A 14,329-nucleotide genomic window follows, 5' to 3' on the forward strand; every position below is an offset into this window, starting at 1 on the left:
CGGGGACGACACCGAGTGTGTCGCGCCGGTGTGCCCTAGGCCGCGCGGATCTTGCCCAGGAAATCACTGACCTGCTGGCCAAGCTGGCGGCTCTGCGTCTCCAGCGTCTCCGAGGCCTGCTTGACGTTCTCCGCCGCACCAGCCGCGGTGTCGGCGTCGGCCTTCACGCCAGTGATGTTGTCGGAGACGTTCTTGGTGCCCTGCGCCGCGAATTGCGTGCTGCGGGTGATCTCCTGTGTCGCGGCGCCCTGCTCCTGCACGGCGGCGGCGATCGCGGTGGCTACTTCATTGACCTCGCCGATGATGCCGCCGATGGTCTGGATCGCGTTGATGGCGTCGCTCGCCACCCTCTGGATGTCAGCGATCTGCTCGGAAATCTCCTCCGTCGCCTTCGCGGTCTGGCTGGCGAGCGACTTCACCTCGGATGCGACCACGGCGAAGCCGCGGCCGGCCTCGCCGGCGCGTGCCGCCTCGATCGTGGCGTTGAGCGCGAGCAGATTGGTCTGCGCCGCGATGGTGTTGATCAGCCCGATCACCTCGCCGATGCGGCCTGCCGATTGCGCCAGCCCCTGCACGGTGCTGTCGGTCTCGCGGGCCTGGTTGACGGCACGGCTGGCGATGCCTGCGGCGTGGGCCGCCTGCTGGCTGATATCGTTGATCGAGGCCGAAAGCTCCTCGGCGGCGGCGGCGACGCTGTCAACGCTCATCGATGCGTCGTTCGAGGCCTTGCCGGCGATCTCGACGCGCTCATTGGTCTTTTGCGACACAGCCGAGAGGTCGCCCGAGGTCTTGCGCATCTCGCCGGAGGCTTCGCTGAGCTCGCCCAGCGACTTGCGCACCACGCCCTCGAACTCGCCGACATAGGCCTCCATCGCGCGCTGGCGGGCGGCGGCGCCGGCATTGCGCTCGCGCTCCTGCGCTTCGATCTTGAGCTTGTCGATCGCCTGCTGCTTGAACGTCTCCAGCGCGCGGGCGAGCGAGCCGATCTCGTCGTGGCGGTCGAGATAGCCGCTGTCGACCGCGAGATCGCCGCCGGCGACCTTGAGCATGGCGTCGCGGATAGCGTTGAGCGGATGGATGACGCGGCGGCTGACCAGCATGATCGCCCCGGCGGCAAGTCCGATGGCGAGCGCGAGAAGCATGAGCTGCACGATCAGTGCGCGCTGAGCCGCGCCGCGCTGGTCCAGCGTATGGCTCTTGGCGGCATCGAGCGCGGTCTCGGCCACGGCCACCGCGCCGGCGAGGCGGCCCACCGTGACCGGGGTCCATTGGTTCGCGGTCAACTCGGCTTTTTCGCCATTGGCGAGCGTATTGGCGAGCCGATCGCGCAGCGCCAGATATTGCGGATCGAAATAGGCGGTCTTGACCGTCGCCATGGCCGACGACAGGGCCGGCGGCAATTGCATGCCCGAGGCCGACAGTTCCAGCGCCTTCCACGCCGCGGCCGTTCCGCCGACATATTGGGTGTAGGCGAGACGGGCCTCCGGCGTGATGCGGCCGGCGTTGAGCCCCGTCGAGATGATCAGCGAGGCTTCGCCGGCGGTGTTGCGCAACAGCCAGGCATTCTGCTTGATCGACAGCAGCTGGTCGATCTCCGCGTCCTGATGGTTGACGCTGGCGGCCAGGATGTTCGAGAGCTTGTCGAGCGTCTCGAGTAGGCCCTGCGTCGTCTCCATATATTCCTTCGGCAGGCCGGCGCGACGCTGGTCCTTGGGCTTGGCAACCTCCTCCCAGAACTGCTTCTGCTCCTCCGTCAGCGACTTGTAGAGGCGCGCGAGCTCCGGCACCAGCGCGCCCGATTGCGGGAAGTCCATGTCCGGCAGCAGCTCCAGCGCGTGTACCATCGCCGGCATCTCGGCGTCGCGGATCGCGCGCAGATATTTCTCGATCTCGGTATCCATCGGCTCGGTCGCATTGAGGAGCCGGCTGGTGCTCGCGCGATCGGTGCGCAGATTGTGCATCGCCTTGAACAGATCGGCGGAAGCGTCCGCGATCTGCGAGATGCGGTTGGCGGTCTTGAGGCGATCCCAGGACTCGTAGGCGGTGAGCGAGAGTGCAATCACCACGCAGACCGACGTGATCGCAATCACCGCCTTCAGCAGCGCGGATACGGTCAGGCGATTGAGCATCGAAGTCCCCAATTCCCAATTTCGAAGTTGGTCGAAGCGCCCCAGCAACGACGAAAAGGTGGGGCCCGCAAGAATCGGCAATCACAAGCCGCTTGTGCCTCATGGCCCGAGCGGTTTCTGCATATGAAAGGAAAAGGGTAAAGTTTTCGGCAGCCCGCCTGCCGGTAGAAGTACGCATTTACTAGAAGTTGCAGTGGGTTGCTGCGATGGAACCGGCGCGGGACACAGGCGTTAAGATAACGTTCGCAACTTGCCAGAAGGGGGCCTCGCGATGCTGGTGGGCGTACTCGTCACCTTTCTCGTCGTCATTCTCGTGCTTTATCTCATCAACATGCTGCCGATGGACGGCCGCGCCAAGCAGATCGCGCGCGTGATCGTGATCATCATCGGCATCGTCTCGTTATTGAAGTACCTCGCGGTCTTTTAGCGGGAGCGGGCTACGACCCAAACAAAAGCCCCGGCGCGCGCCGGGGCTTTTCGTGCCGCGCTAAAGCATGATCCGGAAAAGTGCGCAGCGGTTTTCCGAAAAGATCATGCTCAAACAACGAGCTAAAGCGCGATGACGATTCGTCCCAATCTCATCGCGCTTTAGTGCAGCGACTTCAACCAGTCGTCGACGTCCTGGCGAACCTGGTCCTTGGCCTTGCCGTAGCGTTCCTGGAGCCGGCCCTCGAGCTGCTCGCGACGACCCTCGATCAATCGAAGATCATCGTCAGTGAGCTTGCCCCACTTCTCCTTGGCTGATCCCTTGAACTGCTTCCAGTTTCCTTCGATCCGATTCCAGTCCATGACCATCTCCCATTAGTTGATGGCCCGATAACGCGAGGCCGGTGCAGCCAGTTCCGCGACGCAACGCGACGTTTCGTCCAACAAAAAAGCCCCGGCACGCGCCGGGGCTTTTGACATTCGAGTGACGTCGCACGCCCGCCGCCGTTATCCAAGCGCCTTGGCCTCGCGGCGGCGCGCGGTGAGGATGTATTCGGTGTAGCCGTTCGGCTGCTCGCGTCCCCTGAAGATGAGGTCGCAGGCCGCCTTGAAGGCGACGCCGTCGAAGCCGGGCGCCATCGGCTTGTAGATCGGATCGCCCGCATTCTGCTTGTCGACGACGACGGCCATGCGCTTGAGCGATTCCATCACCTGCGCCTCGGTGATCACGCCCTGGTGCAGCCAGTTGGCGAGATGCTGGCTGGAGATGCGCAAGGTGGCGCGGTCTTCCATCAGGCCGACATCGTGGATGTCAGGCACCTTGGAGCAGCCGACGCCCTGGTCGATCCAGCGCACCACATAGCCGAGGATACCCTGGCAGTTGTTGTCGATCTCCTGCTTGACGTCATCAGGGGCCCAGTTCGACTTCGACACCGGAATGGTGAGGATGTCCGAGAGCTTTGCACGCGGGCCGGCCTTGGTCAGCTCCTGCTGGCGCGCGATGACGTTGATCTGGTGGTAGTGCAGCGCGTGCAAGGTTGCTGCGGTCGGCGAGGGGACCCAGGCGGTGGTGGCGCCGGCTTGAGGATGCGCGAGCTTCTGCGACAGCATGTCCGCCATCTTGTCGGGCGCGGCCCACATGCCCTTGCCGATCTGGGCATGGCCGGGCAGGCCACAGGTCAGGCCCATGTCGACGTTCCAGTCCTCATAGGCCTTGATCCAGGCTTGCGCCTTCATCTCGTTCTTGCGGATCATCGGGCCCGCTTCCATCGAGGTGTGGATCTCGTCGCCGGTGCGGTCGAGGAAGCCGGTGTTGATGAACATGATGCGCTTGGAGGCGCGCTGGATGCAGGCCTTGAGGTTGACGGTGGTGCGACGCTCCTCGTCCATGATGCCGACCTTGAGCGTGTTCTCGGGCAGGCCCAGCATCTTCTCGACGCGATCGAATATCTCGCAGGTCAGCGACACCTCGTCCGGGCCGTGCATCTTCGGCTTGACGATGTAGGCCGATCCCGTGCGGCTGTTCTTGACCTTGGAGTTGCCCTTGAGGTCGTGGATCGCGAGCAGGCCCGAGACGGCGGCATCGAGCAGGCCTTCCGGGACTTCCTCGCCCTTCTCGTCGAGCACCGCGTCGGTGAACATGTGGTGACCGCAATTGCGCATCAGGAGCAGGCTGCGGCCGTGCACCTTGAGCTCGCCTTTGCCGTCCGGCGTCTTGTAGACGCGGTCGGCGTTGAGCGAGCGCGTCAGCGTCTTGCCGCCTTTTTCGAAGTCCGCCGACAACGTGCCGTTCATCAGGCCGAGCGTGTTGCGATAGACCAGCACCTTGTCCTCGGCGTCCACGGCAGCGACCGAGTCTTCCATGTCGAGAATGGTCGAGACGGCGGCCTCCAGGATCATGTCGGCGACGCCGGCCGGATCGTCCTTGCCGATCGCGCTGCTGCGGTCGATCTTCACCTCGACATGCAGTCCGTTGTTGGCGAGCAGCACGGCGGACGGCGCGGCTGCATCGCCCTGGAAGCCCGCGAACTGCGCGGCGTTCTTCAGCGCGGTAGCGTTGCCGCTCTTGAGCTTCACCGCGAGCTGGCCCGCGACCACGCTGTAGGCGGTCACGTCGGTGTGGCTGCCGGTCGCGAGCGGCGCGGCGGCGTCGAGGAACGCCTTGGCCTTGGCGATCACCTTGTCGCCGCGGGCCTTGTTGTAGCCCTTGCCGGTCTCTGAGGGATCGTGCGGGATCGCGTCGGTGCCGTAGAAGGCGTCATAGAGCGAGCCCCAGCGCGCATTCGCCGCGTTCAGCGCGTAGCGCGCATTGGTGAGGGGCACGACCAGCTGCGGGCCGCAGATCTTGCCGATCTCCTCGTCGACATTGGCGGTCTCGACCTTCTGCGTCGCCGGCTCCGGGACGAGATAGCCGATCTCCTTCAGGAAGGCGGTGTAGGCGTCGAGATCGAACGTCTTCCCCTTGTTGGCGCGGTGCCAATCGTCGATCTTGGCCTGCAGCGTGTCGCGGAAGGCGAGCAGTTCGCGATTCTTCGGCCCCAGCTCCTTGATGATGGCGGCGACCCCGGCCCAGAACGCATCCGGCGCGATCCCCGTTTTCGGGGCCGCTTCCTTGGCGATGAAGTCAAACAGGACGGGAGCGATCTTCAATCCGTGGGCGTCGACGCGTTTCATGATGGGCTTTCTTGTTGGAAATGGCTGTTTTTGGCTGCTTTTGACCCGACGGCAGCAAAATGCGCCCACGAGGGGCGGCTTTCGGGACTTATTAGACCCAAAATCGGGGCGGTGAGAAGACCCCCCAAAAGGCTTGTCAAAATGTCAAGGTGAGGTGGGGTGGCCAGATGCACCGCTGTCATTCCCCGCGAAAGCGGGGAATCCAGTACGCCGCGGTTTCTCCGCACCTCAATCGTGTCTGGAATACTGGGTCGCCCGGTCGAGCCGGGCGACGAGACAGCTGCGAATAGGGCAGGCTCAAATATTCGCGGCGAGGTCCACGAGCTCGTCGAACAGCACGCCTGATGTCTTCAGCATCTGCTCGATCTCGTCCGCGGCTTCAGCGATCGTCCGCTTCGACGTGTCGATCACGAGCTCGGCGGCCTGCGGCGCCTCGTAGTCGTTGCCGATGCCGGTGAACGAGGCGAGCGCACCAGCTCTAGCCTTCTTGTAGTGGCCCTTGGGGTCGCGCTCCTCGCACACCTCCGCCGGGGTCGCGACATGAATCTCGCGGAACGCGGTGTCGGCGATGCGGCGCGCGGCGGCGCGGTCCTCGCGGGCCGGCGAGACGGCGGCGACGATGGCGATATGGCCGTTGCGGGCGAGATGGGTCGCGACCTCGGCGAGGCGGCGGATGTTCTCGCTGCGATCGGCGGCAGAGAAGCCGAGATCGCTGTTGAGCCCGGCACGCAGCGTGTCGCCGTCGAGCAGGATCGGCGAGCCGCCATTGGTGAAGAGGCGCCGCTCCAGCGCCCTTGCCAGCGTCGACTTGCCGGACGCCGGCAGGCCGGTGAGCCAGACCACGGCGCCGTTGTGGCGATAGCGCGCCGAGCGCTCGTCCGCACGCAGCGCCGATTCCACCGGCACGATGTCAACAGGCACGGCGCGCTGGCCGGCATCGACCGACAGCACGAGGCCGCCGCCGGCGATACGGCCGGACACCTCGATCACCAGGCGGCCCGTGCGCGGGTTCTCGGTGTAGGGATCGGTTGCGATCGGGTTCGAAAGAGAAATGTCGATCTCGCCGACATGATTACGCCCGATTGCCTTGTTCTCGCTGCTCGAGAGCTCGCCGGGATCGACCGCCTTCTCGATGGTGACGACGGTGGCGCGGCTTTCCTTCGGGCCGCAGCGGACCAGGAGCTGGTCGCCCTTGTTGAGCGGCTTATCGTGCAGCCAGAAGATGCGCGCGCGCAGCCGCCGCGTCTCGCGCGGGGCTGTGCCGGCATGCGCGACGATGTCGCCGCGCTCGATGAACAATTCACGGTCGAGCGTGATGCCGACCGAGCGGCCCGCGCCCTGACGGCTCGTGACCGGTGTCATCGGCCAGCTCTCGACGGTCTTGATCTTCGCGATCTTGCCGGCAGGCATGATCACGATCTCGTCGCCGGCAACGAGGCTACCGGATTCGATGCGGCCCGCCACGATGCGGCGATCGTCGAACTTGTAGATCGCCTGCACCGGCAGGCGCAGCGCCAGCGTCTCCAGCGGCCGTGCCGGCTCCAGCCGGTCAATCGCCTCGACCACGGTCGGACCCTTGTACCAGCCGATGCGGTCGGTGCGCTCGGCGACGCCGTCACCGTCGCGTGCGGAGATCGGGATCACAGCCGTCGGCGTCACGCCGAGGCCGCTCAGATGCGCGGAAATCTCGTCGCTGATTTCCTTGAAGCGGTCGGCCGAGAAATCGACGCGGTCCATCTTGTTGACGACGACTGCGACCTGCTTCACGCCAAGCAGATGCAGCAAATAGCCGTGCCGCCTGGTCTGGTCGCGCACGCCTTCGAGCGCGTCGATGATCAGCACGGCACCGTCGGCCTGCGAGGCGCCGGTGATCATGTTGCGCAGGAATTCGGCGTGGCCGGGCGCGTCGATCAGGACGATGTCGCGCGAATTGGTGCGGAAGCGGATCTGCGTGGTGTCGATGGTGATGCCCTGGTCGCGCTCGGTCTGCAGCGCATCGAGCAGGAACGACCATTCGAACGGCATGCCGCGCCGCGCGCTGACGGCCTTCAGCATCTCCAGCTTGCCCTCGGGCAGGCTGCCGGTCTCGTGCAGAAGGCGGCCGACCAGCGTCGACTTGCCGTGATCGACATGGCCGACGATGACAATGCGCACTTGCGGACGCGTGGTGCCGTTCGGCGTGGCGGACGACGTGGGGGTGACGATCATGTTCATAGCCGCGGTGCGTCCTAAGATCAGAGATAGCCGGCGACGCGCAGGCGCTCGAAAGCGTCCTCGGTCTCGTGGTCGAGCGCACGGCCGGCGCGCTCCGGCACCTTGGTCTGCTCGAGCTCGATCAGGATCTCGTCGATGGTCGACGCGGTCGAATTCACGGGATTGGTGATGTCCTGATCGCCCAGCGAGCGATAGCGCTTGCCGTTCTTGGCAAGATAAAGCGGGATGATCGGAATGTTCTCGCGCTTGGTGTAGGCCCAGATGTCGGCCTCGGTCCAATGCAGGATCGGGTGGATGCGCAGATGCGCGCCTTGCGGCGGCGAGGCGTTGAAATGATCCCAGAACTCCGGCGGTTGGTCGCGGACGTCCCAATTGCCTTCGAGACCACGCGGCGAGAACACGCGCTCCTTGGCGCGGGTGGCTTCCTCGTCGCGGCGGATGCCGGCGATGAGGCCATCGAAGCCGTATTTGGCGAGCGCCATCTTGAGGCCCTCGGTCTTGCGCGCGGCGGAACGGGCGGCCGGCGGCAGCGTCGGGTCGACGGCATCGATCGGCGGACAGGGCTCGACGCGCAGATCGAGATCCCACTCCTTCCCGTAATGATCGCGGAAGCGATACATCTCCGGAAACTTCTTGCCGGTATCGACATGGAGCGCCGGAAACGGCATGCGGCCGAAGAACGCCTTCCGCGCCAGCCAGATCATGACGTTGGAGTCCTTGCCGAGCGACCACAGGAGGGCGATCTTCTTCAGGCGGGCAAAGGCCTCGCGGAAGATGTAGATGCTCTGCGCCTCGAGCTGGTCGAGATGGTCCATGCTGGGCGCAAGATCGGCGGAAAATTCTTGCGCGCGCACGCGCTCTGCGAGAGCCGGGCTGCTCAGTCCGTCAGCAGCGGAATCGTCCTTGAGAAGATGCATCTCTGCCACTTTGCGTTTGGAGGCGAAAATTCTATAGTTGCGGTGCAGAAGAGAAGAAAAAATTTTCTCTTTGCGCGCTAGAAACGACACATATATAGAAAATAATTCCAGTCAACCCCGGATGTGGGGGAAGCGAGTATCGCATGCGGTTCTTGCCGGTGTTTCTCGATCTCAAGGCCGGTCCGGTGGTCCTCGTCGGTGCGGGCGAGCTCTTGCGGGCAAAATTGCGCGTGCTTGCCGCTGCCGGCGCGCGCATCCGCGTGCACGCGATCGACGGCAATCATGACCTCGGCCTCGGCTCGGAAGACGCGGCGGGTGTAGAGCTCGTATCGAGCGATCCGCTGACCGCTGACCTTTCGGGCGTCATCGCCATCGTCTGCGCCGCTGCGGGCGATGTGGGCGTCGCCATGTCAGTTCGCGCCAAGTCGCTCGGCCTGCCCGTTAACGTCATGGACGATCTCGAACATTCCAGCTTCATCTTCCCGGCCATCGTCGATCGCGGCGAGGTCGTGGTGGCTGTCGGCACCGGCGGCACCTCGCCGGTGGTGGCGCGGCGCGTGCGCGAGAAGATCGAGGCGCTGCTGCCCGCGCGCATCGGCGAGCTCGCGGAGTTCATCGGCACCTTTCGCAAATCGATCAATGAGCGGATCGCCGAATTTCCGCTGCGCCGCCGTTTCTGGGAGCGCGTCATCGACGGGCCGATCGGGGCCGCCGTGCTCGCCGGCCGTAGGGGCGAGGCGGCCGCATCGCTCAACGCCATTTCTGAGCCGTCGGCATTCGCACGCGCGGACCAGCCGGAAGGCTCGGTCGCGCTGGTCGGTGCCGGTCCCGGCGACCCTGATCTGCTCACCATCAAGGCGCTGCGCGCGCTGCAGGACGCCGACATCGTCTTTCATGACGAGCTGGTCTCGCCCGAGATTCTCGATCGCATCCGGCGCGACACCACGCGCGTTGCGGTCGGCCGCCGTGTCGGCAAGCCGGGCATCGGCCAGGATGCCATCAACAAGCGCATGATCGAGGCCGCGCAGTCCGGCCAGCGCGTGGTCCGGCTGAAGGGCGGCGATCCTTTCGTGTTCGGCCGTGGCGGCGAAGAGGTCCAAGCGCTGCGCGCCGCCGGCATCGACTATTCCATCATTCCCGGCATCACCGCAGGGCTTGGCGGCGCCGCCGATTTCGAGGTGCCGCTCACCTACCGTCACGAAGCGACCCGCATCACCTTCCTCACCGCGCACAAGGCGCGCGATGCGGAGAACGTGGACTGGTCGACGCTGACCGACACCAGGATGACCGTCGTGGTCTACATGGGCATGACGGCGGCACCTGCGATCCGCGAGGGCCTGTTCGCCGCCGGCCGCTCGCCGGAGACGCCAGTCGGCGTGTTCGCCCGCGTCACGCGACCGGACGCGCAAGGCGTGATCGGCACGCTGCGCGATCTGCCCGAGCTCGTGCGGCGGACCCATGGCGGTCCCGCCATCCTCATCATCGGCGACGTGGTCCGGCATGCCGGATCACTTCGCCGCCAAACCCCAAAACAAATCATCTCTGACCTATTGGATGCAGCCGAATGACCTCCCCCCTCGAACAGAAGAAGATCAAGATCGCCGGCCCCTCGGTCGTGACCGCCAACCGCACCTGGGACGGCATCGTGGTCTACCGCACCGCGGCCAGGAGCTGGTCTGCGGAGCTCTCGGAAGCGGCCATCGTGCGCAACTCCGACGAGGCCAAGGCGTTGCTTGCGGAAGCCGTAGCCGATGACGTCGGCGCCATCGGCCCCTATATCGCCCCGGTGCAGGTCGGCGCGGACGGCAAGATCGAACCCGGCAATCTGCGCGAGCAGATCCGCCGCACCGGTGTGACCATCGGACAGCCGGCCCAGGTTTAAGGCGCTTTCTTATGTATGCTTACGACGAAATCGACCGCACGCTCGTCAACGAGCGCGTCTCGGAGTTCCGCGACCAGGTGAAGCGCCGCCTCTCCGGCGAGCTCACCGAGGACGAGTTCAAGATGCTGCGGCTTCAGAACGGCGTCTACCTGCAGCTGCACGCGTACATGTTCCGCGTCGCCATTCCCTATGGCACGCTGGCGACGAACCAGTTGCGGGCGCTCGCCCATGTCGCGCGCAAATACGACCGCGGCTACGGCCATTTCACCACGCGGCAGAACATCCAGTTCAACTGGATCAAGCTCGCCGAGCTGCCGGACGCGCTCGAAGATCTCGCCAAGGTCGGCATCCACGCGATGCAGACCTCCGGCAACAACATGCGCAACGTCACCTCCGACCAATGGGCCGGCGTTGCGCCGGGCGAGATCGAGGATCCGCGCATCTGGTCGGAGCTGATCCGCCAGCACACCACGCTGCATCCGGAATTCTCGTTCCTGCCGCGCAAGTTCAAGATCGCGATCACCGCCTCGGACCATGACCGCGCTGCGATCAAGATCCACGACATCGGACTGCGCCTGGTCAAGAACGAGAAAGGCGAGACCGGCTTCGAGGTGCTGGTCGGCGGCGGTCTCGGCCGTACGCCGTTCATCGCCAAGACCATCAAGCACTTCGTGCATGGCCGCGATATCCTCAGCTACATCGAGGCGATCCTGCGCGTCTACAATCAGTACGGCCGCCGCGACAACATCTACAAGGCGCGCATCAAGATCCTGGTGCACGAGCTCGGCATCGAGAAATTCTCGCGCGAGGTCGAGGACGAGTGGCAGCATATCCGAAACTCCTCGCTCCAGATCGACGACGAGGTGATCGAGGACATCCGCTCGCGCTTCACCTATCCGGCCTACGAGAAGCTGCCGCACATGCCGGACGAGCTGCGCCAAGCCGCGGCCGATCCCGAGTTCGAGGCATGGCGCAAGAACTCGGTGGCCCCGCACAAGGTGCAGGGCTATTCCATCGTCACGATCTCGCTGAAGCCGACCGGCGGGCCTCCGGGCGACGCCACCGCCGAGCAGATGGATGCGCTGGCCGATCTCGCCGACAAATATTCGTTCGGCGAGATTCGCGTCGGCCACGAGCAGAACCTCGCGCTGCCGCATGTCGCCAAGCGCGACTTGCCGGCGCTGTGGAAGGCGCTGGACAAGCTGGGGCTCGCGACGCCGAACGTCAATCTGATCACCGACATCATCGCCTGCCCGGGGCTGGACTATTGCTCGCTGGCGAATGCGCGCTCGATCCCGATCGCGCAGGAGCTGACGCGCCGCTTCGCCAACCACGAGCTCGCCAATTTGATCGGCCGTCTCCACATCAACATCTCCGGCTGCATCAATGCCTGCGGCCATCACCATGTCGGCCACATCGGCATTCTCGGCGTCGAGAAGAACGGCGAGGAGGTCTACCAGATCACCATCGGCGGCCGCGCCGACGAGAACGCCGCGCTCGGCACCCTGATCGGTCCGGGCGTCAAGTTCGACGAGGTCGCCGACGTCGTCGAGGACATCGTGGAAGCCTATCTCGCGCTGCGCGAGCGGCCCGAGGAGCTGTTCATGGACACCGTGAAGCGTCTCGGCGTCGAACCATTCAAGGAGCGCGTTTATGCCACTCGTTAACGGCGGAAAGATCGCCGACGACAGCTTCGTCAAGCTTGCCGTCGACACGCCGCTGCCCGAGGGCGGCGACATCCTGGTGCCGGCCGAGCGCTTCCTCGGCGATGCCGCAGGCCTGCTCAAGCGCGCCGGCAAGGTCGGTGTGATCTGGCCGAACAACCGCGACATCGATGAGCTGGTGCCGTATCTCGGCAAGGTCGCCGCGGTCGCGCTGGTGTTCCCGACCTTCCGCGACGGACGCGCCTACAGTCAGGCGCGGCTGCTGCGCGAACGCTATAACTATCGCGGCGAATTGCGCGCGACCGGCCAGGTGCTGCGCGACCAGTTCGTGTTCATGCTGCGGGCCGGCTTCGATTCGTTCGAGGTCAAGAAGCAGGCCGACGCGGAAGCCTTCATGCAGACCGCCAAGCGCTATTCGGTGTTTTACCAGCCGACCGGCGATGGCCGCATCACGGCGCTGCACCGGCGCATGCAGCTGCGTCATTCCGAGGGTGTCGGCACGTGAACGCGATCGCGCCTCAGGTGTCATCCGTCTCTGCGCTGCCTTCGGCTGAGGAGCTCGATCGCGCCTTGCGGGATGCCTCGCCCGCGGAAATCATCGCCGCGGCGCTGAAGACGGTCGGCCGCGAGAAGCTCGCGCTGGTGTCGTCGTTCGGCACGGAATCAGCAACGCTGCTCAAGGTCATGGCGGACGTCGATCCCGCGATCCCCGTGATCTTCCTCGATACCGGGTGGCTGTTCGAGGAGACGCTAACGTATCGCGACGCGCTGATCGAATCGCTGGGCCTCAGGGACGTTCGCTCGATCAAGCCGGCCGAGGAAACGTTGTTGCGCGAGGATCCCGACCGGGACCTCTGGTTTTCCGACCCCGACGCCTGCTGCCGCATCCGCAAGGTGGAACCGCTGGCGCGGGCGCTGAAACCGTTCGATGCCTGGCTCAACGGCCGCAAGCGCTTCCAGGGCAATGCGCGTGCCGACATTCCGGTCGTCGAGGACGACGGCGCACGGTTGAAGTTCAATCCGTTTGCCAATGTCTCGCGCGAGGAACTCGAAGCGATTTTCGTCCGCGCCAAATTGCCGCGTCACCCACTTGCGGCGTCCGGTTTTCGTTCGGTCGGGTGTATGCCTTGCACCAGCAGAACGGCCGAGGGCGAGGATGAGCGCGCGGGTCGCTGGCGTGGCCGGGCCAAGACAGAATGCGGCATCCACACGATGAAGACTTCGTAGCACAGTCGATCTGCCACGCTGCGAACAAGAAAATCCGGTTCCGTTGACTTGAGAGTGTTTCGCCACGAGTTTCGCCTGCATGCCTTCGCTGACATTGGCGTCGCCGAAGTGAATGGAGATGGACATGATGCGCCGTATCGTTCCGCTCGCTGCAGGACTGCTCGTATCGGGTCTCGTGGCAAGCTCGGCTCTCGCTGCCGACATCAATCTTTTGAACGTGTCGTACGATCCGACGCGGGAGCTCTATGCCGAATTCAACAAGGCGTTCGTGAACGCCTATCAGAAGGAGACCGGCAAGAGCGTCGAGATCAAGCAGTCGCATGGCGGCAGCGGCTCTCAGGCGCGCGCGGTGATCGACGGCTTGCAGGCCGACGTGGTGACGCTCGCCCTCGCCTATGACATCGACGCCATCGCCGGCAAGGGCCTCATCGCGGCCGACTGGCAGAAGCGCCTGCCACAGAATTCATCACCCTACACCTCGACGATCGTGTTCCTGGTGCGCAAGGGCAATCCCAAGGGCATCAAGGACTGGGACGATCTGCTCAAATCCGGCGTTGCCGTGATCACGCCGAACCCGAAGACGTCGGGCGGGGCGCGCTGGAATTATCTGGCGGCCTGGGGCTTTGCGCAGAAGAAGTACGGCTCCGCAGACAAGGCCAAGGAGTTCATCGGCAAGCTCTATCAGCAGGTGCCGGTGCTCGACACCGGCGCGCGCGGCGCCACCGTGACCTTCGTGGAGCGCGGCGTCGGCGACGTGCTGCTCGCCTGGGAGAACGAGGCGTTCCTCGCGCTGAAGGAATTCGGTCCGGAAAAATTCCAGATCGTGGCGCCGCCGCAATCGATCCTCGCCGAGCCACCGGTCGCGATCGTCGACAAGGTCGCCGATAAAAAAGGCACCCGCAACGCCGCCGATGCCTATCTCCAGTACTGGTACACCAAGGAAGGTCAGGAGATCGCCGCCCGCAATTTCTACCGGCCGCGCGATCCCGAGATCGCTAAAAAGTACGAAAACTCGTTTGCAAAGGTCGAGCTGTTCACCATCGATGACGTATTCGGCGGCTGGACCAAGGCGCAGAGGGAACATTTCGCCGACGGCGGCGTCTTCGATCAGATCTACAAGAACTGATCGGGCGCTGTCGAAGGGGCTTTAACAGGGGACCTGGTGAGCGCACTCGCAGCACGACGCCGGACACTGCC

General features: G+C 64.7%; 12 protein-coding genes. 7 read left to right on the forward strand and 5 right to left on the reverse strand.

All coding sequences use genetic code 11. The features are described from left to right. Positions 1-35: 35 nt before the first annotated feature. Positions 36-2,129, reverse strand: coding sequence for a methyl-accepting chemotaxis protein (locus tag AC5V87_RS04870; protein ID WP_495370163.1), 2,094 nt, complete (start codon positions 2,127-2,129; stop codon positions 36-38). 271 nt (positions 2,130-2,400) lie between these two features. Between AC5V87_RS04870 and AC5V87_RS04875 the strand changes: the two genes are divergently transcribed. Next, the gene (locus AC5V87_RS04875) at positions 2,401-2,556 is read left to right on the forward strand and encodes a Thivi_2564 family membrane protein (protein WP_008546817.1); all 156 of its coding nucleotides are present in this window, start codon (positions 2,401-2,403) and stop codon (positions 2,554-2,556) included. Between the two features lie 161 nt (positions 2,557-2,717). Here the strand turns inward: AC5V87_RS04875 and AC5V87_RS04880 are convergent, their stop codons facing one another. The 4 genes from AC5V87_RS04880 to cysD all read right to left on the reverse strand — a co-directional run bounded on the left by AC5V87_RS04880 (position 2,718) and on the right by cysD (position 8,257). Then, positions 2,718-2,918, reverse strand: coding sequence for a CsbD family protein (locus AC5V87_RS04880; protein WP_164934719.1), 201 nt, complete (start codon positions 2,916-2,918; stop codon positions 2,718-2,720). Between the two features lie 144 nt (positions 2,919-3,062). Then, on the reverse strand, positions 3,063-5,228 hold the full coding sequence (locus tag AC5V87_RS04885) for a malate synthase G (RefSeq protein ID WP_495370164.1): 2,166 nt from the start codon (positions 5,226-5,228) through the stop codon (positions 3,063-3,065). Between the two features lie 297 nt (positions 5,229-5,525). Continuing rightward, positions 5,526-7,442, reverse strand: a complete 1,917-nt coding sequence (gene cysC, locus AC5V87_RS04890; RefSeq protein ID WP_495370165.1) for an adenylyl-sulfate kinase — start codon at positions 7,440-7,442, stop codon at positions 5,526-5,528. 20 nt (positions 7,443-7,462) lie between these two features. After that, positions 7,463-8,257, reverse strand: coding sequence for a sulfate adenylyltransferase subunit CysD (gene cysD, locus AC5V87_RS04895; protein ID WP_456843466.1), 795 nt, complete (start codon positions 8,255-8,257; stop codon positions 7,463-7,465). Between the two features lie 245 nt (positions 8,258-8,502). Here cysD and cysG point away from each other — a divergent pair, with 245 nt between their 5' ends. The 6 genes from cysG to AC5V87_RS04925 all read left to right on the forward strand — a co-directional run bounded on the left by cysG (position 8,503) and on the right by AC5V87_RS04925 (position 14,258). Next, positions 8,503-9,927 (forward strand): siroheme synthase CysG, encoded by a 1,425-nt coding sequence (cysG, locus tag AC5V87_RS04900; protein ID WP_495370166.1) that lies wholly within the window; start codon positions 8,503-8,505, stop codon positions 9,925-9,927. Beyond that, positions 9,924-10,241, forward strand: coding sequence for a DUF2849 domain-containing protein (locus AC5V87_RS04905; RefSeq protein WP_456841094.1), 318 nt, complete (start codon positions 9,924-9,926; stop codon positions 10,239-10,241). The genes cysG and AC5V87_RS04905 overlap by 4 nt, the downstream gene beginning before the upstream one ends. An 11-nt stretch (positions 10,242-10,252) precedes the next feature. Beyond that, the gene (locus tag AC5V87_RS04910) at positions 10,253-11,908 is read left to right on the forward strand and encodes a nitrite/sulfite reductase (RefSeq protein WP_456841093.1); all 1,656 of its coding nucleotides are present in this window, start codon (positions 10,253-10,255) and stop codon (positions 11,906-11,908) included. Then, positions 11,895-12,410 carry a DUF934 domain-containing protein gene (locus AC5V87_RS04915; RefSeq protein ID WP_495370167.1) on the forward strand — a complete coding sequence of 172 codons (516 nt, stop codon included), beginning with the start codon at positions 11,895-11,897 and terminating at the stop codon, positions 12,408-12,410. Before AC5V87_RS04910 ends, AC5V87_RS04915 begins: the two co-directional genes overlap by 14 nt. After that, a complete protein-coding gene (locus tag AC5V87_RS04920; protein WP_456841091.1) occupies positions 12,407-13,132 on the forward strand; it encodes a phosphoadenylyl-sulfate reductase in 726 nt (241 codons plus the stop codon). Before AC5V87_RS04915 ends, AC5V87_RS04920 begins: the two co-directional genes overlap by 4 nt. Positions 13,133-13,256: 124 nt before the next feature. Continuing rightward, positions 13,257-14,258, forward strand: a complete 1,002-nt coding sequence (locus AC5V87_RS04925) for a sulfate ABC transporter substrate-binding protein (RefSeq protein WP_495370168.1) — start codon at positions 13,257-13,259, stop codon at positions 14,256-14,258. Positions 14,259-14,329 lie beyond the last annotated feature (71 nt).

It is taken from the genome of Bradyrhizobium sp. SOJA106 (assembly GCF_059448745.1).

What these genes read in the sequence shown, in the direction of transcription:
- AC5V87_RS04870 (WP_495370163.1), bottom strand. Translation starts at nt 2,129, where the DNA reads ATGCTCAATCGCCTGACCGTATCCGCGCTGCTGAAGGCGGTGATTGCG.
- AC5V87_RS04875 (WP_008546817.1), top strand. Translation starts at nt 2,401, where the DNA reads ATGCTGGTGGGCGTACTCGTCACCTTTCTCGTCGTCATTCTCGTGCTT.
- AC5V87_RS04880 (WP_164934719.1), bottom strand. Translation starts at nt 2,918, where the DNA reads ATGGACTGGAATCGGATCGAAGGAAACTGGAAGCAGTTCAAGGGATCA.
- AC5V87_RS04885 (WP_495370164.1), bottom strand. Translation starts at nt 5,228, where the DNA reads ATGAAACGCGTCGACGCCCACGGATTGAAGATCGCTCCCGTCCTGTTT.
- cysC (WP_495370165.1), bottom strand. Translation starts at nt 7,442, where the DNA reads ATGAACATGATCGTCACCCCCACGTCGTCCGCCACGCCGAACGGCACC.
- cysD (WP_456843466.1), bottom strand. Translation starts at nt 8,257, where the DNA reads ATGGACCATCTCGACCAGCTCGAGGCGCAGAGCATCTACATCTTCCGC.
- cysG (WP_495370166.1), top strand. Translation starts at nt 8,503, where the DNA reads ATGCGGTTCTTGCCGGTGTTTCTCGATCTCAAGGCCGGTCCGGTGGTC.
- AC5V87_RS04905 (WP_456841094.1), top strand. Translation starts at nt 9,924, where the DNA reads ATGACCTCCCCCCTCGAACAGAAGAAGATCAAGATCGCCGGCCCCTCG.
- AC5V87_RS04910 (WP_456841093.1), top strand. Translation starts at nt 10,253, where the DNA reads ATGTATGCTTACGACGAAATCGACCGCACGCTCGTCAACGAGCGCGTC.
- AC5V87_RS04915 (WP_495370167.1), top strand. Translation starts at nt 11,895, where the DNA reads ATGCCACTCGTTAACGGCGGAAAGATCGCCGACGACAGCTTCGTCAAG.
- AC5V87_RS04925 (WP_495370168.1), top strand. Translation starts at nt 13,257, where the DNA reads ATGATGCGCCGTATCGTTCCGCTCGCTGCAGGACTGCTCGTATCGGGT.